The sequence below is a fragment of the Georgenia halophila genome (genome assembly GCF_039541595.1).
This window is the reverse complement of the sequence record NZ_BAABGN010000013.1, coordinates 885,328-907,180: the sequence shown is the minus strand read 5'-3', so window position 1 is coordinate 907,180 and position 21,853 is coordinate 885,328. Positions and strand designations below refer to the sequence as shown.

The window sequence follows — 21,853 nt, the reverse complement described above, 5'->3', positions numbered from 1 at the left end:
TTCACACCTGGTGCCGGCAAAACCCATGCATGCCAGACCGCTGTCGGCAACGAGGCTATGAGCCAGACACCAGGTGCTCAGGATCCAACCACCGCAACAAGGGCGGCAACACTCACCCTGACACTGAGAGAAGGAGGCTATCCGTCCAGCGACGATGACCGTCGCGTGGCCATGGCCCGCCGACCTTGCTCGATTCTCTACACTGAGACCGACGTCACGCGTGCGATGCGTGCACCTCGGGCCCGGGGCGCCTCGAGGCGCGCCGGTCTGCTGTTGACGTGCCGAGGGCCCCTACCCAGGGGTGACGTACCGAGAACGGTGTGGCTCAGGCCTACCCCGTCACCGACAAGGAGCGCGACCCGTGACCGAGCAGCCGACCCCCCGAGAGCCCGCCGACGACGAGCAGCAGGCCACCACCGATCCACCGGCCGAGGCAGCCGGCACGGCCGCGACGACGTCGTCGACGGGCTCGCCGGTGCCGGCCGAGCCGCCCGCTGAGGCTGCCGATCCGCCCGCTGAGGCTGCGGACCCGCCCGCTGAGGCTGCGGAGCCCGCTGAGCCGGTCGCGGAGGAGGCCGGGCCCGCAGACGCGCCTCAGGCGACGGAGACGGACGGGACGACGGCGGAGCCGGCGGAGGCGGCGGTAGAGGCTGCCGAGCAGCCGGCCCTGCAGTCGGCCGAGCAGCCGGCCGAGGAAGCCGCGAAGCCCACGCCGTCACCGAAGCCGTCGCCGAAGCCGAGGCCGACTCCGGCCTCGATGCCCCCGAAGCCCGGCGCTCGGGCCGGCGCGGGTGCTGCGGCGCCGACCCCGGCCGCCGTCGCCCCGACCCAGCCTGCGGTGGTGCCCACGGTCGACCCGCACGCCGAGGCCGAGGCCGCGGCCTTCGGGCGCGTGGACGACGACGGCACGGTCTGGGTCCGGGAGATCGCCGGCGAGCGGGCCGTCGGCCAGTACACCGGTGCCGACACCGAGGAGGCCCTCGGCCTCTACATCCGGCGGTTCCTCGACCTGCGGGCTCAGGTCTCCCTCTTCGAGACCCGCCTGCCGCAGCTGACGCCGAAGGAGATCGACCAGACCCTCGCCTCCCTCGGGGAGGCGCTGGAGTCCCCGGCGGCCGTCGGCGACCTGGACGGTCTCCGGGACCGTCTGAGCAAGGCGCGTGACGCCGCCCAGGAGCGCCGCGAGCAGGCCGCCGCGGAGCGGGAGGCTGCCAGGGCGCAGGCACTGGCCGAGCGCACGGTGATCGTGGAGAAGGCCGAGGAGATCGCCGAGCAGGATCCCGCCCGCACGCAGTGGAAGCAGTCGGGGCAGCGGCTCCGCGAGCTCCTCGAGGAGTGGAAGCAGGCCCAGCGGAACGGCCCGCGTCTGGACCGCACCAGCGAGGAGAAGCTCTGGAAGCGCTTCTCGCACGCGCGGACGGCGTTCGACCGGCACCGCAGGCAGTTCTTCTCCGAGCTCGACGCCGTCCAGAGTCAGGTCAAGGAGACGAAGGAGCGGCTGATCGAACGCGCCCAGGAGATGTCGTCCTCGACGGACTGGGGCCGCACCACGGCCGCCTACCGGCAGCTGATGGACGAGTGGAAGGCCGCGGGTCGCGCCTCCCGCAAGGACGACGACGCGCTCTGGGCCCGCTTCCGGGCCGCGCAGCAGGTGTTCTTCGACGCCAGGAACGCCCAGAACGCCGAGATCGACGCCGAGTACGGGCAGAACCTCGAGGCCAAGCTGGCTCTGCTCGAGAAGGCTGAGGCGCTGCTGCCGGTCAAGGACACGCGGGCGGCGCGTTCGGCGCTGCGTCCCATCCAGGAGCAGTGGGAGGAGATCGGCAAGGTTCCCCGCGGTGACGTGCAGCGGATCGAGGGCCGGCTGCGAGCCGTCGAGCAGGCCATCCGCGACGCCGAACGCTCGGCGTGGGAGAAGTCCAACCCCGAGACCCGGGCCCGGGCGGAAGGGGCCGCCGCGCAGCTGAACGAAGCGATCGAGCAGCTGCAGACCACCCTCGACGAGGCACGGGCAAGCGGCGACGAGAAGCGGATCGACGAGGCGGAGGCGGCCCTGGAGGCGCGGCGCACGTGGCTCGACCAGGTCCGTCGCACAGCCGACCGCAGCTGACGCTTCGGTGCCCTGCCGGTTCCCGCCCGCGGCGGCCCGTTCCGGTGCGGGGCCTCAGCGGTCGGGCGCGGGCGTGCGGGTGCTCTTGGAGCCGGTGACGCGGTAGGCGTCGAAGACGCCGTCGATCTTGCGCACGTTGCTCAGCACGTGACCGAGATGCGAGGGCTCGGCCATCTCGAACACGAACTTGCTGATCGCCACCCGGTCCCGGGACGTGCTCACCGACGCCGACAAGATGTTGACGTGGTTCTCCGAGAGCACGCGTGTCACGTCTGACAGCAGCGCGTTCCGGTCGAGCGCTTCGACCTGGATCTGCACCAGGAACAAGCTCTGCGCGCTCTTGGCCCAGCTGACGTCCACCATGCGCTCCTGCTGGCTGCGCAACCCCTCGAGATTGCCGCAGTCCGCGCGGTGCACCGACACCCCGGATCCCCGGGTGATGAAGCCGACGATCGGGTCGCCGGGCACGGGTGTGCAACATCGGGCGAGCTTGACCCAGATGTCGGTGTCCGCCATGCCCTCGACGACGATCGCGTTGTCCGAGGTCCGGGGCCGCTGGCGCACCTCGCCCGGCACGGTGGCCTCGGCAAGGGTCTCCTCCGCGCCCGACTCCCCGCCCATCGACTGCACCAGTCGGTTCACGACGTTGCCGGCCGAGACGTTGTTCTCACCGATGGCCGCGTACAGCGCCTCCACGTCGGTGTAGTGCATCTCCGTGGCCAGGGCCGAGAGCGAGTCGTGGCTCATCAGCCGCTGGAGCGGGAGGTTCTGTTTGCGCATCGCCTTGGTGAGCTGCCCCTTGCCCGCCTCGATGGCCTCCTCGCGCCGCTCCTTCGTGAACCACGCCTTGATCTTGTTCCGTGCGCGGGGGCTCTTGACGAAGGTCAACCAGTCCCGGCTGGGCCCCGCGCCCTCGGCACGTGAGGTGAAGACCTCGACCGTGTCGCCGTTCTCGAGCTCGGAGTCCAGCGGCACCAGCCGGCCGTTGACGCGTGCGCCGACGGTGCTGTGCCCCACCTCGGTGTGCACGGCGTAGGCGAAGTCGACCGGGGTGGCGCCTGAGGGTAGCGAGAGCACGTCGCCCTTGGGGGTGAAGACGTAGACCTGCGCGCCCGACATCTCGAAGCGCAGCGAGTCGAGGAACTCGCCGGGGTCCGCCGTCTCGCGCTGCCAGTCCACGAGCTGGCGCAGCCAGCCCATCTCCTCCGCGCCACCCGGCACGGAGGTCGCCGGCCCGCGGGCGCCCTTGGAGTTCGGGCTCTCCTTGTACTTCCAGTGCGCGGCGACGCCGTACTCGGCACGGCGGTGCATGTCGTGGGTGCGGATCTGGATCTCGACCGGCTTGCCGCTCGGGCCCACCACCGTGGTGTGCAGCGACTGGTACAGGTTGAACTTGGGCATCGCGATGTAGTCCTTGAACCGCCCCGGCAGGGGGGTCCAGCGGGCGTGCATCGCGCCGAGGGCGGCGTAGCAGTCGCGAACGTTGTCGACCAGGACGCGGATTCCGACGAGGTCGAAGATGTCGTCGAAGTCCCGGCCCCGGACGATCATCTTCTGGTAGATCGAGTAGTAGTGCTTGGGTCGGCCGGTGACGACGCCCTTGATCTTGGCGGTGCGCAGGTCGTCCTCGATCTGGCGCGCGACCGTCAAGAGGTACTCGTCACGGGCGGGAGCGCGCTCGGCCACAAGATGGACGATCTCGTCGTAGACCTTGGGGTAGAGGGTCGCGAAGGACAGGTCCTCCAGCTCCCACTTGATGGTGTTCATCCCGAGCCGGTGCGCCAGCGGCGCGTAGATCTCCAGCGTCTCGCGGGCCTTCTTCTGCGCCGAGCCGGCCGATACATAACGCCATGTGCGGGCGTTGTGGAGCCGATCGGCCAGCTTGATGACCAGGACACGGATGTCCTTGGCCATCGCGACGACCATCTTGCGGACGGTCTCCGCCTGGGCGGCGTCGCCGTACGTGACCTTGTCGAGCTTGGTGACGCCGTCGACGAGCAGCGCGATCTCCTCGCCGAACTCGGAACGCAGCGACGTCAGCGGATAGTCGGTGTCCTCGACCGTGTCGTGCAGCAGGGCCGCCGCCAGCGTCGGCGGCGTCATGCCGAGCTCGGCGAGGATGGTCGCCACCGCGACCGGGTGGGTGATATACGGGTCACCGCTCTTGCGCAGCTGGCCCTCGTGGGCTCGCTCGGCGATCTCGTACGCGCGCAGGATCAACTGGGTGTCGGCCTTCGGGTGGTTCGCGCGCACGGCTCGCAGGAGCGGCTCCACCGCGGGCGGGTTGGTGTGGCCACGTGAACCGAGCCAGACCAGGCGCGAACGCACCCTGGAGCTGGGCACCACCGTTTCGGTGCTGCCCTCTCGACCCGTGGGCACTCGTTCACCCGCCATTGGTCGATGGTACGGCTGTTCGGTCAGTAGACGAGTACCGAGTCGACCTGGCGGTCCTCGAGCTTGCTGCGACCACCCAGCTCCGACAGCTCCAGGAGCATGCTGAGACCGGCGACCTGGCCTCCGGCCTGCTCGACGAGCTCGACGGCGGCGGCAGCGGTTCCACCGGTGGCCAGGACATCGTCGACGATGAGGACCCGATGGCCCGGGTCGACGGTCTCCGGCCGCATCTCCATGCGTGCGGTGCCGTACTCGAGCTCGTAGTCGACGCCGATCACGGGACCCGGGAGCCGGCCGGCCTTGCGCACGGTGAGCATGCCGACGCCGAGAGTGACGGCGAGCGGTGCCGCGAGGATGAATCCGCGGGACTCCAGCCCGGCGACGGCGTCGACCTTCCCGCGGTAGACGTCCGCGAGGCCGCGAACGAGTTCCCCGAGCGCCGGTCCGTCCGCGAGCAGCGGCGTGATGTCGCGGAACAGGACGCCCGGCGCGGGGAAGTCGGGGATCTCACGGACGTGGGAACGGACCAGGTCGGTCAGCCCGGCAGGAAAGCCGGCCGCCGGCGGGTTCATCGTCGCCCCTTCTTCCTGCGAGGCTGGGCGGTGTGGCCCAGGTGGCGACCGGCCACGACGCTCATTCCGGTGAGGTCCCCGGTGCTGGCGGAGGGGTCGCCCTCGCCGCCCTCGACCGCTGCCCGACGGCGCTCACGCCGCTCCATCACCGTGCGGGTGTGCTTGGCGACGCTGTCCTTGCGCTCGCGCAGCGCCACCTCGATCGGCGCGGCGAGGAACACCGAGGACAGCGTGGACACCAGCATGCCGACGAACAGCGCCAGGGCGATGTCCCGCAGCGTCCCGGCGCCCAGCAGGTACGAACCCACGAACAGGATCGACCCGACCGGCAGCAGACCGGTGACCGAGGTGTTGATGGATCTCACCATGGTCTGGTTCACCGCGAGGTTCGCGCCTTCTGCGTAGCTCCGCCGGTCCTGGGTGAACAGGTGCGCGTTGTTCTCGCGGACCTTGTCGAAGACCACGACGGTGTCGTACAGCGAGTAACCCAGGATCGTCAGCAGCCCGATGACGGAGGCCGGGGTGACCTCGAACCCGACGGCGGCGTAGACGCCCGCCGTGACGATCACGTCGTGCAGCAACGCGCCGAGGGCGCCGACCGCCATGGTCCACGTCCGGAAGTAGACGATCAGAATGACGGAGATCAGCACGAGGAACACCCCGAGGCTGATGAGAGCCTGCACGGTGACGTCCTGCCCCCACGACGGGCCGATGAAGGACGCGGCGACGTCGGCGACGGGCACGTCGTACGCCTCGGCCAGCGCCGTGCGGATCTCCCGCGTCTGGGCGTCCGAGAGGTCCCCGGTCTGCACGCGGATGCCGTCGTCACCGACGGTCGAGACTCGCGGCGGCTCACCGCCCGCCTCAGCGATGACGTCGTAAGCGGGCTGCTCGTTCGTGGTCGCGGCGCCCGAGATCGTGAACTGCGAGCCCCCCTCGAACTCGATCCCGGCATTGATGCCCCGCGTCAGCAGCACGACGATGGACGCGACGATCAGGGCCGCCGCCACCGTGAACCACGTCTTGCGTCGCCCGACGACGTCGTAGGACCGGCGGCCCGTGTAGAGCTCGTTGCCCCAGCGGCGGAAGGAGAACATCACCGCTCACCGTCCTCGTCCGTCGTGCCGGATCTGTCGCTTCCGGCCTGGTCGTCACCCGGCTCGACCTTCTGGTCTGGCTCGGCCTTGTCGTCTGGCTCCGCATGCTCGGACGGGTCGGTCTGATCCGCCTGTCCCGGGCGCTCGGCCTGCCGGTCATGCTCGGCCTGCCGGCGACGCTGCAAGGCGCGTCGCTCGGCGATCGTCAGTCGCCGACCGTCCTCGTCCACGGGCGGCGGTAGCGGCTCGCGCTCGGGCGTCGACTCGGTGGGGGCGCCGTGGCCCGTCGCACGTTCGTCCGTCGCGGCCTCGGCATCCGTCGCAGCAGTCTCGTCCGCCGCAACAGTGTCATCCGGCTCCCGGGACCTCGGACCGGCCGAGGACGTGGCGGCGCCGGCCGACGCCCGGGCACCGACCAGCTCCGGTTCCTTCACGGGCGCGCCGGCCGGCTCTCGGATCGGCCTAGGCGTTCGGAACTGCCCACGTCCGCGGTACGTGGCCGACGTCGCACCGAGGCTCTCCGGTTCCAGGCCGGAGAGCTTGTGGCCCTCGCCGAAGAACTTGGTCTTCACCAGCAGCAGCAGCACCGGGTGGGTGAAGAGGAACACCACGACGATGTCGACGATGGTCACGAGGCCGAGCGTGAAGGCGAAGCCCTGGACGCCGCCGACGGCGAGCAGGTACAGCACGGCGGCCGCGGTGAAGTTCACGGCGTCCGACGCGAGGATGGTGCGGCGCGCCCGGGGCCACCCGTGCGCGATGGCGGCGGCCAGCGTCCGGCCCTCGCGCACCTCGTCACGAATGCGTTCGAAGTAGACGATGAACGAGTCTGCGGTGATGCCGACGGCGACGATGAGGCCGACGACGCCGGGCAGCGAGAGCCGGTAGCCGATCAACCAGGACATCAGTGCGATGGTGCCGTAGGTGATCGCGCCGGCGAGGACGAGGCTGGCGACGGACACCATGCCCAGGCCGCGGTACTGCCAGAGCATGTACAGCACGACCAGTCCCGCGCCGATGAGGCCGGCCAGGATGCCCTTCGACAGCTGCTCCGTGCCCAGCGTCGCCGAGATCTGCTCCTGGGACTGGATCTCGAAATCGATCGGCAGCGAGCCGAAGTTCAGCTGGTTCGCCAGCGTCGCGGCGCTCTCTGAGGTGAAGCTGCCGGTGATCTGGGCCTCGCCGTTGAAGATCGGCGCGTTCATCGACGCGTTGGAGATGACGAGCCCGTCGAGGACGATCGCGAACTGGTTCCGCGGCGGCTGGAGGTTGAAGAGCCGCTCGCTGAAGGTGCCGAAGATCTCGGTGCCCTCGTTGTTCAGTTCGAGGTTGACGGCCCACTGGCCGGTGCTGATCCCCTGGCTGTTGACCTGCATGCCCGAGCTTGCCGAGTCCAGGTGCGAGCCGGTCAGCGAGGTCGGCCCGAGGATGAACTTCGCGGTCCCGTCCTCGGAGCAGGTGACCAGCGGCTCCCCCGGCCGCGCCTGGATGGTGCCCCCGATGCGGTTCGCCGGATCGCTGCAATCGAGCGTGAAGTACTCGTAGGTGAGCTGTTCGGTGATCCAGGCGGGATCCGAGGAGTTCGCGGGCTCGGTGGCCGGCTGGTCCGAGAGCTCGCCGTTGCCGTCGGAATCGGCCGCTTGGCGGGCCGCCGCCTCGATCTCTTCCTGGGTGGGAGGCGGCCCCTGCGTCTCCTCCTCGGTGGGTTCCTCGGTCTGCTCCGCGTCGGGGTTCTCCTGGGCCTGCTGCTGCTCCTGGAGCGCCTCGGGGTCGATGGTGCCGGGACCGCCGACCGTGAGCACCGGCCGGAACCGCAGCTGGGCCGAACGCCCGACGAGCTCGATGGTCTCGTTGTCTGGCGTGCCGGGCAGGCCGACGACGATGTTCGCGCTGCCCTGACGGGTGATCTCGGCCTCCGCGACACCCGAGGCGTCGACGCGCTGCCGGATGATGGCGATGGCCTGGTTGATGTCCTCCGTCGTGATCTCGGAGCCGTCCGTCGTCTGCGGCGTGAGGACGAGCTGCGTGCCTCCCTCGAGGTCGAGGGCGAGCTCCGGTGTCAGGGAGGCGTCGTCCGTCAGCTGCGAGCCGGCGAACAGCGACCCGAACAGGGCGACGACGATGAGGCCCAGGAGGCCGAGCGTGCGGCCAGGGCGTTCTCGACGAGGGCGTGGCGCCACCAGTGTCTTCTCTTTCGTTCGGGCGTGCGTCGACTTCTCGCGGCCTCGGCCGCGGGGTGTGTCAGGCGCGCTTTTCGTCGTCGGTGAGCCGACCGTCCTCGTCCACGCCGGGGCCACCGGGCCGCAGCGTGGGGTCGGTCGCCGTCGTGCCGCCGATGGCCGGGTCGTCCGTGGTCGGTTCGACGTCCACCACCGGGGTGCTGACCTCGCCGGACTCGTCGGCGTCCGCAGACTCCTCGGTGTCCTCGTCGGCCTCGGCGAACGGTGGCTCCTTCGCCTCCTTGACCGCCCCCTTGAGCCAGATCGTCTCGTGGCCGGACGGGTCCTCGAGGGTGACGACGTCACCGTCGATCTCGACGACCTTGCCGAAGAACCCGCCGATCGTCACGACCCACGTGCCCGGGACCATGGCCTCGTTCAGTCGTTCGCGAGCCTGAGCCTGCTGCTTCTTGCCACGCCGGCTGACGAACCACATCAGGCCGATCATGACGGCCAGGAAGATGAGGATTGATGGATCCATGGGGGAGGTGCTCCGGTCGGTTCGGGGGCTAACCCGGCGAGTCTAGGCGCTCGACCCCCGCCCCGACGAACCGCCACCCCGACGTGTGGCTCAGCCGAACAGCGTGGCCTCCCCTGGCTGCGCGAGGCCGAGGTGCTCGTAGGCGGCCGTGGTCGCCGTGCGGCCGCGCGGCGTGCGGACCACGAGACCTTCACGGACGAGGAACGGCTCAGCCACCGTCTCGATGGTCTCCGGCTCCTCCCCGACGGTCATCGCGAGCGTCGACAGGCCCACGGGTCCGCCGCCGAACCGGCGGCACAGGGCGTGCAGGACGGCCCGGTCGAGCCGGTCGAGGCCGAGCCGGTCGACCTCGAAGACCTCCAGGGCGCCGTGGGCGGCAGCGAGATCGAGCTCGCCGTTGCCGCGCACCTGAGCGAAGTCCTGCACGCGTCGAAGCAGGCGGTTTGCGATGCGTGGTGTGCCCCGCGAGCGGGAGGCGAGCTCGCGGGCGGCGTCGTCGTGCAGCCTGGCGCTGAGCAGGTTCGCGCTGCGCCGCAGCACCTGCTCGAGCTCCGCCGGCTGGTAGAACTCGAGGTGGCCGGTGAAGCCGAACCTGTCCCGCAGGGGCGCCGGGAGCAGCCCGGACCGCGTCGTGGCGCCGACGACGGTGAAGGCCGGCAGGGTCAGCGGGATCGAGGTCGCACCGGGTCCCTTCCCGACGATGACGTCGACGCGGTAGTCCTCCATCGCCAGGTAGAGCATCTCCTCCACGGGGCGGGCGAGCCGATGGATCTCGTCGATGAAGAGGACGTCGTGCTCCTGCAGCGAGGACAGGATCGCCGCGAGATCGCCGGCGTGCTGGATCGCCGGTCCGGAGGTCAGCCGCAGCGCTCCCTCGACCTCGGCCGCGATGATCATCGCCAGTGTCGTCTTGCCCAGGCCGGGCGGACCGGACAGCAGCACGTGGTCCGGTGGCGTGCCACGGGCGCGAGCGGCGCCGAGCAGGAGGGAGAGCTGGTCTCGCACGGTCTCCTGGCCGACGAAGTCGTCGAGGCGCTTGGGCCGCAGCGCCGCCTCGGCGGCGCGCTCGACGTCGTCCGCGGCGGTGTCCATGACCGCCGGGTCGCCTTCGGCCTCAGACACGTGCGTTCCCCCCGAGGTGCTGCAGAGCCGCGCGCAGCACGGCGGAGACGTCGGTGCCCGTCCGCCCGTCGGTGCCGCTCTGCCCGCGACCGCTCAGCACCGCGGTGACGGCGTCGCCGGCGACCTTCTCGCTCCAGCCGAGCTGGACCAGGGCCTCGACCACCTCGGGCGACTCAGGCCCGGCGGCCACCTGATCGGCCGGCACGGGTACGTCACCCCCGGGAGGGCCGAGCTTCTCCCCGACCTCCAGCACCAGGCGCTGGGCACCCTTCTTGCCGATACCGGGCACCCGCTGCAGGGCGGCGAGGTCGGAGGCGGCGACGGCGCGGCGAAGCCCGTCCGGGTCGTGCACGGCGAGCATCGCGAGCGCGAGGCGTGGGCCGATGCCGGAGACGGTCTGGAGGATCTCGAAGACGCCGCGCTCGTCGTCGTCGGCGAAACCGAACAGCGTCAGGCTCTCCTCACGCACGACCAGCGAGGTGGACAGTCGGACCTCGCCGCCGACGCGAAGACCGGCCAGGGTCGTGGGGGTCGCGTGGACCAGCACACCGACGCCACCGACCGTGACGACGGCGTGGTCGAGACCCAGGGCCTCGACGACCCCGGTGACTGACGCGATCATCGACTTCCTTCCCTCCCGGCCGTCAGGCGGGCGAACGTGTGTACGACCATCCAACCTACCGTCCGGGTGCGACGGCGCCGGCCCGGCGCGCCGACCGCTCGGCCTGCGCCCACGCCCGCTGGGCGGGTGTCAGGCCGCCACCGGTGGATCGTGGCAGCGTGTCGGCGCCACCGTACTGGGCGCGTACGGCGCTGCCCGTCCCGCCGCCGCGCCAGGCGTGGCAGATCGCCAGCGCGAGCGCATCCGCGGCGTCCGCCGGGCGGGGTGCGGCGTCCAGGCGCAGGATCCGCCTGACCATCTCCTGGACCTGCGCCTTCTCGGCGCGTCCGTCGCCCGTCACCGCGGCCTTGACCTCGCTGGGCGTGTGCAACGCGAGCGGGAGGTGGGCCCGGGCGGCGGCGAGCATCGCGACGCCCGCGACCTGCGAGGTCCCGGTGACGCTGCGGACGTTGGCCTGGGCGAAGACCCGCTCGACGGCGACCACGTCGGGCTTCAGGCGGGTCAGCCAGTCGTCGAGGGCCTCCGCTACGGCGAGCAGCCTCAGGTGCGGCGAGAGATCGGCGGCGCTGCGGACCACACCGACCTCGATCAGCGTGACACGCCGGCCGCTGGCGGTGTCCACGACCCCGAGCCCGCACCGGGTCAGGCCGGGGTCGACTCCGAGGATGCGCACACGTCCACTCTCGCACCGCAGCCGGCGTCAGCGGCGGACCAGGCGCCGCGTGGCGGCACCGGCGGGCTCAGTCCTCGGCGTCGATGGCCGCCAGAACCTCGTCTGAGGCGTTGACGTTGGAGTAGACGTTCTGCACGTCGTCGCTGTCCTCGAGCGTGTCGACCAGCCGGAAGACCTTCTTGGCGCCCTCGACGTCGACGTCGACCTCCATCGAGGGCACGAACTGCGCCTCGGCGGAGTCGTAGTCGAGGCCGGCCTCCTGCAGGGCGGTGCGGACGTCGACGATGTCGGTGGCCGCGGACAGCACCTCGAAGGACTCGCCGAGGTCGTTGACCTCCTCCGCACCGGCGTCGAGCACCGCCGCGAGCACGTCGTCCTCGGCCAGGCCGTCACCCTTGGGCACGACGATCACGCCGCGGCGGGTGAACAGGTAGGCGACGGAACCGGGGTCGGCCAGGTTGCCGCCGTTGCGGGTGAAGGCGGTCCGCACGTCCGAGGCGGCGCGGTTCTTGTTGTCGGTCAGGCACTCGACGAGCACCGCGACACCGCCGGGGGCGTACCCCTCGTACATGATCGTCTCGTAGTCCGCACCGCCGGCCTCCACGCCGGAGCCCCGCTTGACCGCCCGGTCGATGTTGTCCGCGGGAACCGAGGCCTTCTTCGCCTTCTGGATGGCGTCGTAGAGCGTCGGGTTGCCGGCCGGGTCACCGCCGCCGGTGCGCGCGGCGACCTCGATGTTCTTGGTGAGCCGAGCGAAGAGCTTGCCGCGCTTGGCATCGATGGCGGCCTTCTTGTGCTTGGTGGTGGCCCACTTGGAGTGACCGGACATGGGTACTCGTGCTTCCTGTCGTCTGCTAGCTGTCTCGACGTTGCTGCGTCACGGCACCGGCGCGATCGCGAACCATCCGGACGAAGAACTGATGCACGCGCCCGTCTCCCCCGAGCTCGGGGTGGAACGCGGTCGCGAGCAGCGGGCCGTGGCGAACTGCGACGATCTTACCGGTGTGCTCGCCACCGGTGGTGGTGGCCAGCACCTGGACGCCCGGCCCCGTCTCCTCGACCCACGGCGCCCGGATGAAGACGGCGTGCAGCGGTCGGCCGTCCGCGCCGTCCGCGCCGTCCGCGACCGCACCGGCGGCCTCGAGCTCCGGGGCGTGCATCCCGACCTCGAAGGAGTCGACCTGGCGGCCGAAGGCGTTGCGGCGGACGGTCATGTCGAGGCCGCCGAGGGTGCGCTGGTCCGCGGGCGCGTCGACGATCCGGTCGGCGAGCAGGATCATGCCGGCGCACGAACCGAACACCGGCATGCCGGCGGCGATGCGGTCCTGGATCGGCCCGGCCAGCTCGAAGGCCCGCAGCAGCTTGTCCATCGTGGTCGACTCGCCGCCCGGGACGACGAGGCCGTCGACGGCCTCGACCTCAGCGGTGCGGCGGACCGGTACGCCGCGGGCACCGGCTGACTCGAGGGCGGCGAGGTGCTCACGGACGTCGCCCTGGAGGGCGAGGACGCCCACCGTGGGGCGGCTCATGCGCCGATCTCCTCGGGATCGGGGGGTTCGGGGCACCTGATGTCGCCGGCTCCTCGCACTCCGCTCGTTCCTCGCTCGTGCTCGTCGCCGTCGTCGTGCTCGGTGCCCAGGTGGCGCACGGTCCCGTCCCAGCCGTCAACGAGCGAGTCGACGACGTCGGCGAGGGCGGTGGGGAAGAACTCGAGCGGCTGCGCCCGCAGCTCGGCGGTCGAGAGCCAGCGCAGCTCGTCGAGCACGTTCCGCTCGATCTCGGTCCAGCCGGCGCGCGAGGGCTCGTGGCCGGCCGGTACGCGCGCGAGGAAGAACACCTCGTCCTGCCGGCACGTCTCGGCGACGAACTCGAAGATTCCCGCGCGGGTCACCACCGGACCGACGAGGTCGTCCGGGGCGAGCGCTATGCCCGCCTCCTCGCGCAGCTCGCGCAGCGCCGCGTCGACCTCGCTCTCCCCCGGGTCGATACCGCCGCCGACCGTGAACCACCAGGACCGCTCGGGCTGGTCGGAGTCGTGCCCCCGGACGAGCAGCACCCGGCCGACGTCGTCCAGGAGGATGACGCGTGCGGCACGGCGGTGACGGACACCGTCGGGTCCGACGCTCCAGTCGGGGCCGAGCGAGGTGGTGCCGGGGTCGCTGCCCGCGCCGTGCTCCTCGGTCACCAGCCGCGCTCGGCGAGCCGGTGCGGAACCGGCATGTCCTCGACGTTGAGACCGACCATCGCCTCGCCCAGGCCACGGGAGACGTCGGCCAGCACCTTGGGGTCGTCGTAGAACGTCGTGGCCCGGACGATGGCGGCCGCGCGGCCGACGGGGTCGTTGGACTTGAAGATGCCCGACCCGACGAAGACTCCCTCGGCGCCGAGCTGCATCATCATCGCCGCGTCCGCCGGGGTGGCGATCCCGCCGGCGGTGAAGAGCACGACGGGCAACCTGCCGGTCTCGGCGACCTCACGGACCACCTCGTAGGGGGCCTGCAGCTCCTTCGCGGCCAGGAAGAGCTCGTCCTCCGGCAGGTTCTGCAGCCGGCGGATCTGGTCGCGGATCTGACGCATGTGCGTGGTCGCGTTGGAGACGTCGCCGGTGCCGGCCTCGCCCTTGGACCGGATCATGGCGGCACCCTCGGTGATGCGCCGCAGCGCCTCGCCCAGGTTGGTGGCGCCACACACGAACGGGACGGTGAACTGCCACTTGTCGATGTGGTGGGAGTAGTCCGCCGGGCTCAGCACCTCCGACTCGTCGACGTAGTCGACGCCGAGCGCCTGGAGGATCTGCGCCTCGACGAAGTGGCCGATGCGCGCCTTGGCCATGACCGGGATCGAGACGGCGTCGATGATGCCGTCGATCATCTCTGGGTCGCTCATCCGGGAGATGCCGCCCTGGGCACGGATGTCAGCGGGCACACGCTCCAGGGCCATGACCGCCACGGCGCCGGCGTCCTCGGCGATCTTGGCCTGCTCGGCCGTGACGACGTCCATGATGACGCCGCCCTTGAGCATCTCGGCCATGCCGCGCTTGACGAGGGCGGTGCCCTGGTGCGGGCTGGAGGGGGTGCTGGCGGACTGGTTCTGGGACACGGTGACCTCTGGAGACGTCGGGGGGCGTGCACCCAGTCTAGGTCGCGGAGCGGCAGGTGAGGTGCCGCAGCGCTCAGCCCGGCGCACCCGTGAAGCCGGCCCGTGCCCGGGTGACCCGGGCCAGCAGGTCCTGCTCGTCCCGGCGCACGCCCATGTCGTAGCGGCCGCTGAGGGCGCGCTGGCGGGTGAAGGCCAGCAGGGTCGCGTACTTCTGGAAGTCCTTCATGGCGGCCTCGGGTCCGTCGCCGCGAGCGGCTGCCCACGCGCGGGCGACGCGACGCCCCTTGAACGAGGTGAGCATGTAGATCTCGTGCGGTGCGAACCATCCGGCCTGCGCGTACTCGGTCAGCCGGTTGCCGATCGTGGCCTTCTCGTCGTTGCGGAGCCAGACCACGAGCACGATCCCGGCGACGAACAGCGGCACCTGGAACAGGAAGTAGAGGATGAAGTAGTAGCCGCCGAGCGACGCGGACGCGTTCCACACGGCGTGCAGGAGAGCGGCACCCAGCAGGCCGACCGGGAACATCCACACCCACGCGAGCCGGTTCGTCGACCGTGAGGCGAAGCCGAGCGCGATCCCGGTGACGGCGGTGAAGACGATGTGCGCGAACGGCGACATGATGCCGCGCAGGACGAACGTCATCCCGAGCGCGCCCGCCTCGGCGCTCTGGGCGAAGTACAGGACGTTCTCGGTGAAGGCGAAACCGGCGGCGACGACGGCGGCGTAGACGATGCCATCGACCGGCCCGTCGAAGAACTTGCGGCGGAAGAGGAAGACGAGAAGCACGCCGAGGCCCTTGAGCCCCTCCTCCACCAGCGGCGCACTGATCACGGCGCTGAGCACGTCGGCCTGCAGCCGGTCGCCGCTCTGGCTGTACGCCCAGATCGCATAGGCGGTGTTGAGCTGCAGGGCGAGCACGGTCGAGACACCGGCTCCCCAGGCGAGGGCGGCGATCAGCAGCCACTTCGGCTCGGGCTCCCAGCGGTCCACCCACACGATGGCGAGCAGGACGCCGGCCAGCGGCAGCATCGCGACCAACCCGGAGGCGAAGGTGGCGCTCGCTCCCGCCTCGCTGAGGATGTAGGAGAGGAGATAGAGCACACCCGCGGTGCCGAGCGCGATGCCCACGATCTCCACGACCAGGGTCGGGAGACTGCGAGGCCTGGGCTGGGGCCACTGCGGTGCGGCCGGGAAGGCCTGCGGGGCGGGCGACGACATGCCGCACAGCGTAGAGGTTCGGCGCTACCGAGAGCCTGGGAGGTTCGGCGCTACCGAGGCGGCAGCGCGTCGTCCATGTCGAACGGCTCGGGAACCGGCGCCCGGCCCGCGAGGTGAAACACCCGCACGACGGCGTCCGAGCGCAGGCTCCGGACCTGCTCGACGTGGGAGTTGTGGAAGCGTCGGGCGAGCTGGAGCCGGTACCACGACTGGTGCAGCCGGGAGACGATGTCGGCGGCCCGGGGATCCGCTGCGAGCACGGCCTGCTCCTCGGGCTCGCCGAGCACCGCCCGGAGGGTCCGGCTGAGCTCGCTCTCGACCAGCCCTCGGTCGACCGGCTCGCCGGTCTCCTGCGCCGACGCGGGCCTCGGGCCGTCGCCGGTGAGCGCCGCCTCGTCGAGCGGGCCCGTCCCTTCCGGCCCGGCGAGGCCGTCCGGGACAAGCTCGGCGCCGGACGCGTCCGAGGCACGCAGCGCGACGTCGGTCACGAGCAGCGCCTCGGCCGGGTCGAGGGCACCGGATGCCGCGAGCTCGTACGCTGCCGAGGCGCGCCGGACGAGCTGGGCCTCGAGCGTGGCGCGCGAGCGCAGCACCGTGCGGTGCAGGACGTCGAGGCGGACCGCGCGGCGCCACAGCAGGACGACCGCCACCACGATCACGAGGACCGCCAGCAGCACCCACTCCGTCACGCCCACGGTCGCTCCGTGGCTGCTCGGAGACGCCCGTACATGGTCCGGGAGCGGGGGTCCTCCCGCACGGGTGCGTGCGCCGTCGACAGGACCATGTCGTACACGCCGAGGATCTGGTCGGTGACGCTGGACCAGTCGTAGCGCTGCACCGTCGTCCGGGCGCGCCGGCGCACCGACTCGGCCTCGCCGCGGTGGCTGAGGGCCTCGACGAGCGTGCGTGCGAGGCTGGCGGGGTCCCCGCGTCGGAACAGCCGGCCCGCGCTCCCGCTGTCCAGCACGGCCTGGAACGCCGGGATGTCCGACGCGACGACGAGGGCGCCGCCGGCCATGGCCTCGACGAGGACGATGCCGAAGCTCTCCCCGCCGGTCTGCGGGGCGACGTAGACGTCGGCCGACCGGAACAGCCGTGCCTTCTCCTCGTCGGTGATGCCCCCGAGGAAGGTGACCGAGTCTCCGTACCGGTCCAGCAGGGCGCGTTCCTCGGTGGCTTCGCCGCGTCCGGCGACCAGGAATCGGGCACCGGGGACGGTCGCCAGGACCTCGCCGACGGCGGCGGCCAGGATCGGCAGGCCCTTGCGCTGCTCGTCGAGGCGCCCGAGGAACGCCACGGTGGGCCGCTCCGGGGTGCCGGTCCACCGGGGGTCGCATCCGGCGTCGGCGAACTTGTCCACGTAGACGCCGTTGGGCACGACGACCGCGTCGCCGCCGAGGTGCTCGACGAGGGTACGGCGCGCCTCGGCGGAGACCGCGATGCGGCCGGTGATCTTCTCGAGCATCGGCACGACCACGGGGCTGATCGCCCGCAGCCCGCGGGATCGCTCCATGGCGGTGTGGAACGTCCCGACCACCGGGCCGTCCGCCGCCCACAGGGCCAGCATGCTCAGCGACGGGATGAAGGGTTCGTGGAGATGGACCAGGTCGAAGGCGCCCTGCTCGACCCACCGCCGCACCCGCGCCCCGACGACGGGCCCGAAGTTCAGCCTCGCGATCGAGCCGTTGTACGGGATGGGCACGCTGCGTCCGCTGGGTACGACGTAGTCCGGGACCGGCGTGGAGTCCTCTGCGGGGGCGAGGACGCTGACGTGGTGACCTCGGTGGAGGAGCTCCTCGGCCAGGTCACGCACGTGGAGCTGCACGCCGCCGTACGCGTCGAAGGAGTAGGGGCAGACGAGCCCGACCCGCATCAGGCCTCCCCGCCGCGGTCGGTTGCCTCACCGGCACCTCTGCGGTCCGGCTCGACCGCGCTGGCGACCGGCGTCAGGCGCCCAGGGTCCAGGTCGTCGAGGAACACCTTCTGGAGCATGTGCCAGTCCGCGGGATGCCGGCGGATGTGCGGCGCCAGAGCGTCGACCCAGCGCTGGGTCAGGGTGACCACGTCGACGTCGTTCTCGGCTCCCGGCTCGTGCACCGCCGGCAGGAACTCGACGACGATGCCCCACGGGGAGCCCGCGGCACGCCGCCGGGCGCCGGTGAGGCGTTCGTGGTGGATCATCACCGGGTGCAGCGGCACGCCGGCGCCGAGGGCCAGGGCCGCCGGACCGGCGGCGACCCGCGCGCGCTGCCCGAAGAGATCGACCTCGAGGCCGGTGCTGCTCAGGTCGCGATCGGCCAGCAGCGGCACGACGTGCGTGCCCGAACGGGTGGCGCGCAGCAGCTGCCGGAAGACGCCGCCGTCCTTCGCCAGCGGGATGATCGTCATGCCGAGGCCGGTGCGGTAGTCGAGGAAGTCTCGGAACAGCTCCTCGGGCTCGAGCACCTCGGCGACGGTGAGGACGTGGGCCAGCTCGCGGGTGGCGAACGCACCCGCGAGGTCCCAGTTGCCGCAGTGCCCGAGGACGGCCACCACGCTGCGTCCCTGCGCGAACGTCTCGCGCAGCGCCGCGTCACCGAGGAGCCGTACCCGCGCCTCGATCTTCCGCCGGCTCAGGCGCGGGAGCTGGAACATCTCGCAGTAGTACCGCAGGTACGCGCGCATGCCGGCTCGGGACAGTCGGCGCAGGCGCCGCCGGCTGAGACCCGGCCGTACCCGGCTGAGGTTCGTCTCCAGCTGGCGCACGCCGCCGGTGCCGAGCGCCCAGGCGACGTCCGCGACCGCGGCGAACACCGCACGCGCCACCGGGTCCGGGATCTTCTCGACGACGGCGCGTGCGAGCGTGAACACCTTGACGAGGTTGATCTTCACGCGCCGCCCACCTCGTCCCTGGACTGGCGGTACACGGCGCTCACGCGCTGCACCACGGTCCAGGCGCTGGCCACCGCGAGCAGCGCGAGGGCGCCGGTCAGGACCCAGGCGGACAGGCCGAGCCCGACGAGGAGCACCGCGACGAGGATGACGACGAGCCGGTCGGCACGCTCGGCCAGACCGCCGTCGGCCCGCATGCCCAGCGACGCCGCCCGTGCCTTCGCGTACGGCACGACGCCGCCCAGGACCAGGCAGACGACGGCGAGGCCGGCCGTGAGGTCGGCGAGCGTCCCGTCGAGGTGCCGAAGCGCCCACACGGCGACGGCGGAGAAGATCGCCGCGTCGGCGAAACGGTCCATCGTGGAGTCGAGGAAGGCTCCCCACGGCGACTCGCGGCCGGTCAGGCGGGCCATCTGGCCGTCGAGGTTGTCGAAGATCACGACGGCGGTGACGGCCAGGGCACCGGCGGTCAGGTGCCCCATCGGCAGCAGGGTGAGCGCGACGGCGGCGGTGAGCACGGTGCCGGTGACGGTGACGACGTCGGGACTGACGCCCGCCCGGACGAGGAGCCGGGCGAGCGGGCCGAAGAGGGCAGCGGCGAACCCGCGCCCGCTGGTGGAGAGCACTACGCGGCCTGCCCGGCCCATGCGCGGGCGAGGAGGTCGCGCGTTTCCCCCAGCACCTGCGGCAGCGCCTTCGTCCGGGCGACGACGGGCAGGAAGTTCGCGTCGCCGCTCCACCGTGGCACCACGTGCTGGTGCAGGTGTGCGGCGATGCCGGCGCCCGCGACGGCTCCCTGGTTCATCCCTAGATTGAATCCGTGCGGCGCCGAGACGGCGCGGACGACACGCATGGCGGCCGCACTCATGGCGCCGATCTCGTCGCGCTCGGCGTCGGTGAGGTCCGTCAGGTCGGCGACGTGGCGGTAGGGGCAGACGAGCAGGTGACCGGGGTTGTACGGGTAGAGGTTGAGCACCGCGTACCCGGTCTCGCCCCGGTGGACGACGAGCCCTTCCTCGTCGTCGCCGGCCGGGGTCCGGCAGAACGGGCACCCGGACTCGCCGTCGTCGGCCGGCTTGTCCTGGCCGCCGACGTAGACCATGCGGTGCGGGGTCCACAGTCGCTCGAGGGCGTCCGGCACCCCGGGGTGCTGCTCGGGCGGTTCGGACGTGGTCATCGCTCCCGGTCCGCGATCGCTCGGACGATGTCCTCGACCGCCTCGGCGACGGGGACCTGGTTGCGCTGCGTGCCGTCGCGGTACCGGAACGAGACCGCGCCCGCGTCGGCGTCCTCCCCGCCGGCGATGAGCACGAACGGGACCTTCTCCTTGGCGGCGTTGCGGATCTTCTTGCCGAACCGGTCGTCGCTGTCGTCCAGCTCGACGCGCACGCCGCGGGAGCGGAGCTGGTCGAGCACCTCGCGCAGGTAGTGGTCGAAGGCGTCGGCGACGGGGACACCGATCACCTGGACGGGTGCGAGCCAGGCCGGGAATGCGCCCGCGTAGTGCTCGAGGAGCACTCCGAAGAAGCGCTCGATGGAGCCGAACAGGGCGCGGTGGATCATGACCGGGCGCTGCCGGGACCCGTCTGCCGCGGTGTACTCCAGCTCGAAGAGCTCGGGCTCGAAGAAGTCCAGCTGGATGGTGGAGAGCTGCCAGGTCCGGCCGATGGCGTCCCGCGCCTGGACGGAGATCTTGGGGCCGTAGAAGGCGGCGCCGCCCGGGTCGGGCACCAGCTCGAGACCCGACTCCGTCCCGACCTCCTCCAGGGTCCGCGTCGCCTCTTCCCAGGTGCTCTCGTCGCCGACCGACTTCTCGGGGTCACGGGTGGAGAGCTCGAGGTAGAAGTCGTCCATGCCGTAGTCACGGAGCAGGTCGAGGACGAAGGTGAGCAGGGAGCCGAGCTCTTCCTTCATCTGCTCGCGGGTGCAGTAGATGTGCGCATCGTCCTGGGTGAACCCGCGTGCCCGGGTCAGGCCGTGGACGACGCCCGACTTCTCGTAGCGGTAGACGCTGCCGAACTCGAAGAGCCGCAGCGGCAGCTCGCGGTAGGAACGGCCGCGCGACGAGAAGACGAGATTGTGCATGGGGCAGTTCATCGGCTTGAGGTAGTAGTCCTGCCCCTGCTTCGTGACGTTGCCCTCGGTGTCACGCACCTCGTCGAGGTGCATCGGCGGGTACATGCCGTCGGCGTACCACTCGAGGTGCTTGGACGTCTCGAAGAGCTTTGCCTTGGTGATGTGCGGGGTGGTGACGAAGGAGTAGCCGGCCTCGATGTGGCGGCGGCGCGAGTAGTCCTCCATCTCCATGCGCACCATGGCGCCCTTGGGGTGGAACACCGGCAGGCCGGAGCCGATCTCGTCCGGGAACGAGAAGAGGTCCAGCTCGGCGCCCAGGCGGCGGTGGTCTCGCCGCTCGGCCTCCGCGAGGCGCTCCAGGTAGGCCTTGAGCTCGTCCTTGGTGGGCCAGGCGGTCCCGTAGATCCGCTGCAGCTGCGGGTTCTTCTCGCTGCCGCGCCAGTAGGCCCCGGCCGCGCGCATGAGCGAGAAGCCGTTACCGATGAGCCGGGTGGAGGGCAGGTGCGGGCCGCGGCACAGGTCCTTCCAGGCGACCTCTCCCCCGCGGCGGACGTTGTCGTAGATGGTCAGCTCGTCGCCGCCGACCTCGACCGAGGCGCCCTCGTCGCTCTGCTCGTCGAGCTGCTGGTCGCCCTTCTCTTCGGGGTCGGCGGCGCCCTTGAGCCCGACGAGCTCGAGCTTGTACGGCTCGCCCGCGAGCTCGGCGCGGGCCTCGTCCTCGGTGACGACGCGACGGCGGAAGGTCTGCCCCTCCTTGACGATCCGCGTCATGGTCTTCTCGAGGGACTTGAGGTCCTCTGGGGTGAAGGGCGTGTCGACGTCGAAGTCGTAGTAGAACCCGTCGGTGACCGGCGGGCCGATGCCCAGCTTGGCCTCGGGACGGACCTGCTGGACGGCCTGGGCGAGCACGTGGGCCGCCGAGTGCCGCAGGATCGCCAGCCCCTCGGGGCTGTCGATCGTCACCGGGACGACCTGGGCCCCGGCGGGCAGGTCGGCAAGGTCGGTGTCCAGGTCGCGGAGCACGCCGTCGATCCGCAGCGCGACGACGTCCCTGCGTCCGGTGAACATCTCGGTGCCCGTCGTGCCACCTTCGACCCGTTGCTCGACGCCGTCGATGGACAGGAAGTGGTCGATGGTCACCGGTGCTCCTCGCGTGTGGATCAGGACCTGTCGATCGTACCGACGCGCACCGACCCGCCGGTGCCCGCCGGCGCGGTGTGCGGGTGGCCGGTAGCACGAAGGCCCCGGACCATCCGGTCCGGGGCCTTGGTGCTCAGCACCACCGTGCTCGGCCGACG

The 21,853-nt window shown here is 71.4% G+C and carries 20 protein-coding genes; 1 reads left to right on the top strand and 19 read right to left on the bottom strand.

Features of this window, described 5'->3' with window-relative positions:
• Positions 1 to 361: 361 nt before the first annotated feature.
• Positions 362 to 2,110 carry a DUF349 domain-containing protein gene (locus ABD907_RS20215; protein WP_345218884.1) on the top strand — a complete coding sequence of 583 codons (1,749 nt, stop codon included), beginning with the start codon at positions 362 to 364 and terminating at the stop codon, positions 2,108 to 2,110.
• Between the two features lie 54 nt (positions 2,111 to 2,164).
• On the opposite strand, the gene ABD907_RS20210 is transcribed toward ABD907_RS20215, so the two are convergent.
• The 19 genes from ABD907_RS20210 to thrS all read right to left on the bottom strand — a co-directional run bounded on the left by ABD907_RS20210 (position 2,165) and on the right by thrS (position 21,695).
• Complete coding sequence (locus ABD907_RS20210) at positions 2,165 to 4,504, bottom strand: RelA/SpoT family protein (protein WP_345218883.1); 2,340 nt, start codon at positions 4,502 to 4,504, stop codon at positions 2,165 to 2,167.
• A gap of 23 nt (positions 4,505 to 4,527) precedes the next feature.
• Positions 4,528 to 5,076, bottom strand: coding sequence for an adenine phosphoribosyltransferase (locus ABD907_RS20205; protein ID WP_345218881.1), 549 nt, complete (start codon positions 5,074 to 5,076; stop codon positions 4,528 to 4,530).
• Positions 5,073 to 6,173, bottom strand: coding sequence for a protein translocase subunit SecF (gene secF, locus ABD907_RS20200; RefSeq protein WP_345218943.1), 1,101 nt, complete (start codon positions 6,171 to 6,173; stop codon positions 5,073 to 5,075). Before secF ends, ABD907_RS20205 begins: the two co-directional genes overlap by 4 nt.
• Entirely contained in the window at positions 6,173 to 8,353 is a 2,181-nt protein-coding gene (secD, locus tag ABD907_RS20195) for a protein translocase subunit SecD (protein ID WP_345218879.1), read from the bottom strand. The genes secF and secD overlap by 1 nt, the downstream gene beginning before the upstream one ends.
• Positions 8,354 to 8,414: 61 nt before the next feature.
• On the bottom strand, positions 8,415 to 8,873 hold the full coding sequence (gene yajC / locus ABD907_RS20190; protein WP_345218877.1) for a preprotein translocase subunit YajC: 459 nt from the start codon (positions 8,871 to 8,873) through the stop codon (positions 8,415 to 8,417).
• A gap of 90 nt (positions 8,874 to 8,963) precedes the next feature.
• Positions 8,964 to 9,965: a Holliday junction branch migration DNA helicase RuvB gene (ruvB, locus tag ABD907_RS20185; protein WP_345218941.1), complete on the bottom strand. Its 1,002-nt coding sequence runs from the start codon at positions 9,963 to 9,965 to the stop codon at positions 8,964 to 8,966.
• 22 nt (positions 9,966 to 9,987) lie between these two features.
• Complete coding sequence (gene ruvA, locus ABD907_RS20180) at positions 9,988 to 10,617, bottom strand: Holliday junction branch migration protein RuvA (protein WP_345218875.1); 630 nt, start codon at positions 10,615 to 10,617, stop codon at positions 9,988 to 9,990.
• Positions 10,618 to 10,672: 55 nt separating this feature from the next.
• Entirely contained in the window at positions 10,673 to 11,290 is a 618-nt protein-coding gene (gene ruvC / locus ABD907_RS20175; protein WP_345218873.1) for a crossover junction endodeoxyribonuclease RuvC, read from the bottom strand.
• A 67-nt stretch (positions 11,291 to 11,357) separates the two neighbouring features.
• The gene (locus tag ABD907_RS20170) at positions 11,358 to 12,119 is read right to left on the bottom strand and encodes a YebC/PmpR family DNA-binding transcriptional regulator (protein WP_345218871.1); all 762 of its coding nucleotides are present in this window, start codon (positions 12,117 to 12,119) and stop codon (positions 11,358 to 11,360) included.
• 25 nt (positions 12,120 to 12,144) lie between these two features.
• Entirely contained in the window at positions 12,145 to 12,819 is a 675-nt protein-coding gene (gene pdxT, locus ABD907_RS20165; protein WP_345218870.1) for a pyridoxal 5'-phosphate synthase glutaminase subunit PdxT, read from the bottom strand.
• On the bottom strand, positions 12,816 to 13,475 hold the full coding sequence (locus tag ABD907_RS20160) for an NUDIX hydrolase (RefSeq protein WP_345218868.1): 660 nt from the start codon (positions 13,473 to 13,475) through the stop codon (positions 12,816 to 12,818). The genes pdxT and ABD907_RS20160 overlap by 4 nt, the downstream gene beginning before the upstream one ends.
• Positions 13,472 to 14,320 (bottom strand): pyridoxal 5'-phosphate synthase lyase subunit PdxS, encoded by an 849-nt coding sequence (gene pdxS / locus ABD907_RS20155; protein WP_425555804.1) that lies wholly within the window; start codon positions 14,318 to 14,320, stop codon positions 13,472 to 13,474. Before pdxS ends, ABD907_RS20160 begins: the two co-directional genes overlap by 4 nt.
• 142 nt (positions 14,321 to 14,462) lie before the next feature.
• Positions 14,463 to 15,608 (bottom strand): PrsW family intramembrane metalloprotease, encoded by a 1,146-nt coding sequence (locus ABD907_RS20150; RefSeq protein WP_345218864.1) that lies wholly within the window; start codon positions 15,606 to 15,608, stop codon positions 14,463 to 14,465.
• Positions 15,609 to 15,658: 50 nt separating this feature from the next.
• The gene (locus ABD907_RS20145; protein WP_345218863.1) at positions 15,659 to 16,303 is read right to left on the bottom strand and encodes a hypothetical protein; all 645 of its coding nucleotides are present in this window, start codon (positions 16,301 to 16,303) and stop codon (positions 15,659 to 15,661) included.
• On the bottom strand, positions 16,294 to 17,481 hold the full coding sequence (locus tag ABD907_RS20140; protein ID WP_345218861.1) for a glycosyltransferase family 4 protein: 1,188 nt from the start codon (positions 17,479 to 17,481) through the stop codon (positions 16,294 to 16,296). The genes ABD907_RS20145 and ABD907_RS20140 overlap by 10 nt, the downstream gene beginning before the upstream one ends.
• The gene (locus ABD907_RS20135) at positions 17,481 to 18,479 is read right to left on the bottom strand and encodes a phosphatidylinositol mannoside acyltransferase (RefSeq protein WP_345218859.1); all 999 of its coding nucleotides are present in this window, start codon (positions 18,477 to 18,479) and stop codon (positions 17,481 to 17,483) included. Before ABD907_RS20135 ends, ABD907_RS20140 begins: the two co-directional genes overlap by 1 nt.
• On the bottom strand, positions 18,476 to 19,105 hold the full coding sequence (gene pgsA, locus ABD907_RS20130; RefSeq protein ID WP_345218857.1) for a phosphatidylinositol phosphate synthase: 630 nt from the start codon (positions 19,103 to 19,105) through the stop codon (positions 18,476 to 18,478). The genes ABD907_RS20135 and pgsA overlap by 4 nt, the downstream gene beginning before the upstream one ends.
• The gene (locus tag ABD907_RS20125) at positions 19,105 to 19,656 is read right to left on the bottom strand and encodes an HIT family protein (protein ID WP_345218854.1); all 552 of its coding nucleotides are present in this window, start codon (positions 19,654 to 19,656) and stop codon (positions 19,105 to 19,107) included. Before ABD907_RS20125 ends, pgsA begins: the two co-directional genes overlap by 1 nt.
• The gene (gene thrS / locus ABD907_RS20120) at positions 19,653 to 21,695 is read right to left on the bottom strand and encodes a threonine--tRNA ligase (protein WP_345218852.1); all 2,043 of its coding nucleotides are present in this window, start codon (positions 21,693 to 21,695) and stop codon (positions 19,653 to 19,655) included. Before thrS ends, ABD907_RS20125 begins: the two co-directional genes overlap by 4 nt.
• Positions 21,696 to 21,853 lie beyond the last annotated feature (158 nt).

What these genes read in the sequence shown, in the direction of transcription:
- ABD907_RS20210 (WP_345218883.1), bottom strand. Translation starts at nt 4,504, where the DNA reads ATGGCGGGTGAACGAGTGCCCACGGGTCGAGAGGGCAGCACCGAAACG.
- ABD907_RS20205 (WP_345218881.1), bottom strand. Translation starts at nt 5,076, where the DNA reads ATGAACCCGCCGGCGGCCGGCTTTCCTGCCGGGCTGACCGACCTGGTC.
- yajC (WP_345218877.1), bottom strand. Translation starts at nt 8,873, where the DNA reads ATGGATCCATCAATCCTCATCTTCCTGGCCGTCATGATCGGCCTGATG.
- ABD907_RS20150 (WP_345218864.1), bottom strand. Translation starts at nt 15,608, where the DNA reads ATGTCGTCGCCCGCCCCGCAGGCCTTCCCGGCCGCACCGCAGTGGCCC.
- pdxT (WP_345218870.1), bottom strand. Translation starts at nt 12,819, where the DNA reads ATGAGCCGCCCCACGGTGGGCGTCCTCGCCCTCCAGGGCGACGTCCGT.
- ABD907_RS20140 (WP_345218861.1), bottom strand. Translation starts at nt 17,481, where the DNA reads ATGCGGGTCGGGCTCGTCTGCCCCTACTCCTTCGACGCGTACGGCGGC.
- pdxS (WP_425555804.1), bottom strand. Translation starts at nt 14,320, where the DNA reads ATGGCCGAGATGCTCAAGGGCGGCGTCATCATGGACGTCGTCACGGCC.
- ABD907_RS20125 (WP_345218854.1), bottom strand. Translation starts at nt 19,656, where the DNA reads ATGACCACGTCCGAACCGCCCGAGCAGCACCCCGGGGTGCCGGACGCC.
- ABD907_RS20170 (WP_345218871.1), bottom strand. Translation starts at nt 12,119, where the DNA reads ATGTCCGGTCACTCCAAGTGGGCCACCACCAAGCACAAGAAGGCCGCC.
- ruvB (WP_345218941.1), bottom strand. Translation starts at nt 9,965, where the DNA reads ATGGACACCGCCGCGGACGACGTCGAGCGCGCCGCCGAGGCGGCGCTG.
- ruvA (WP_345218875.1), bottom strand. Translation starts at nt 10,617, where the DNA reads ATGATCGCGTCAGTCACCGGGGTCGTCGAGGCCCTGGGTCTCGACCAC.
- secF (WP_345218943.1), bottom strand. Translation starts at nt 6,173, where the DNA reads ATGTTCTCCTTCCGCCGCTGGGGCAACGAGCTCTACACGGGCCGCCGG.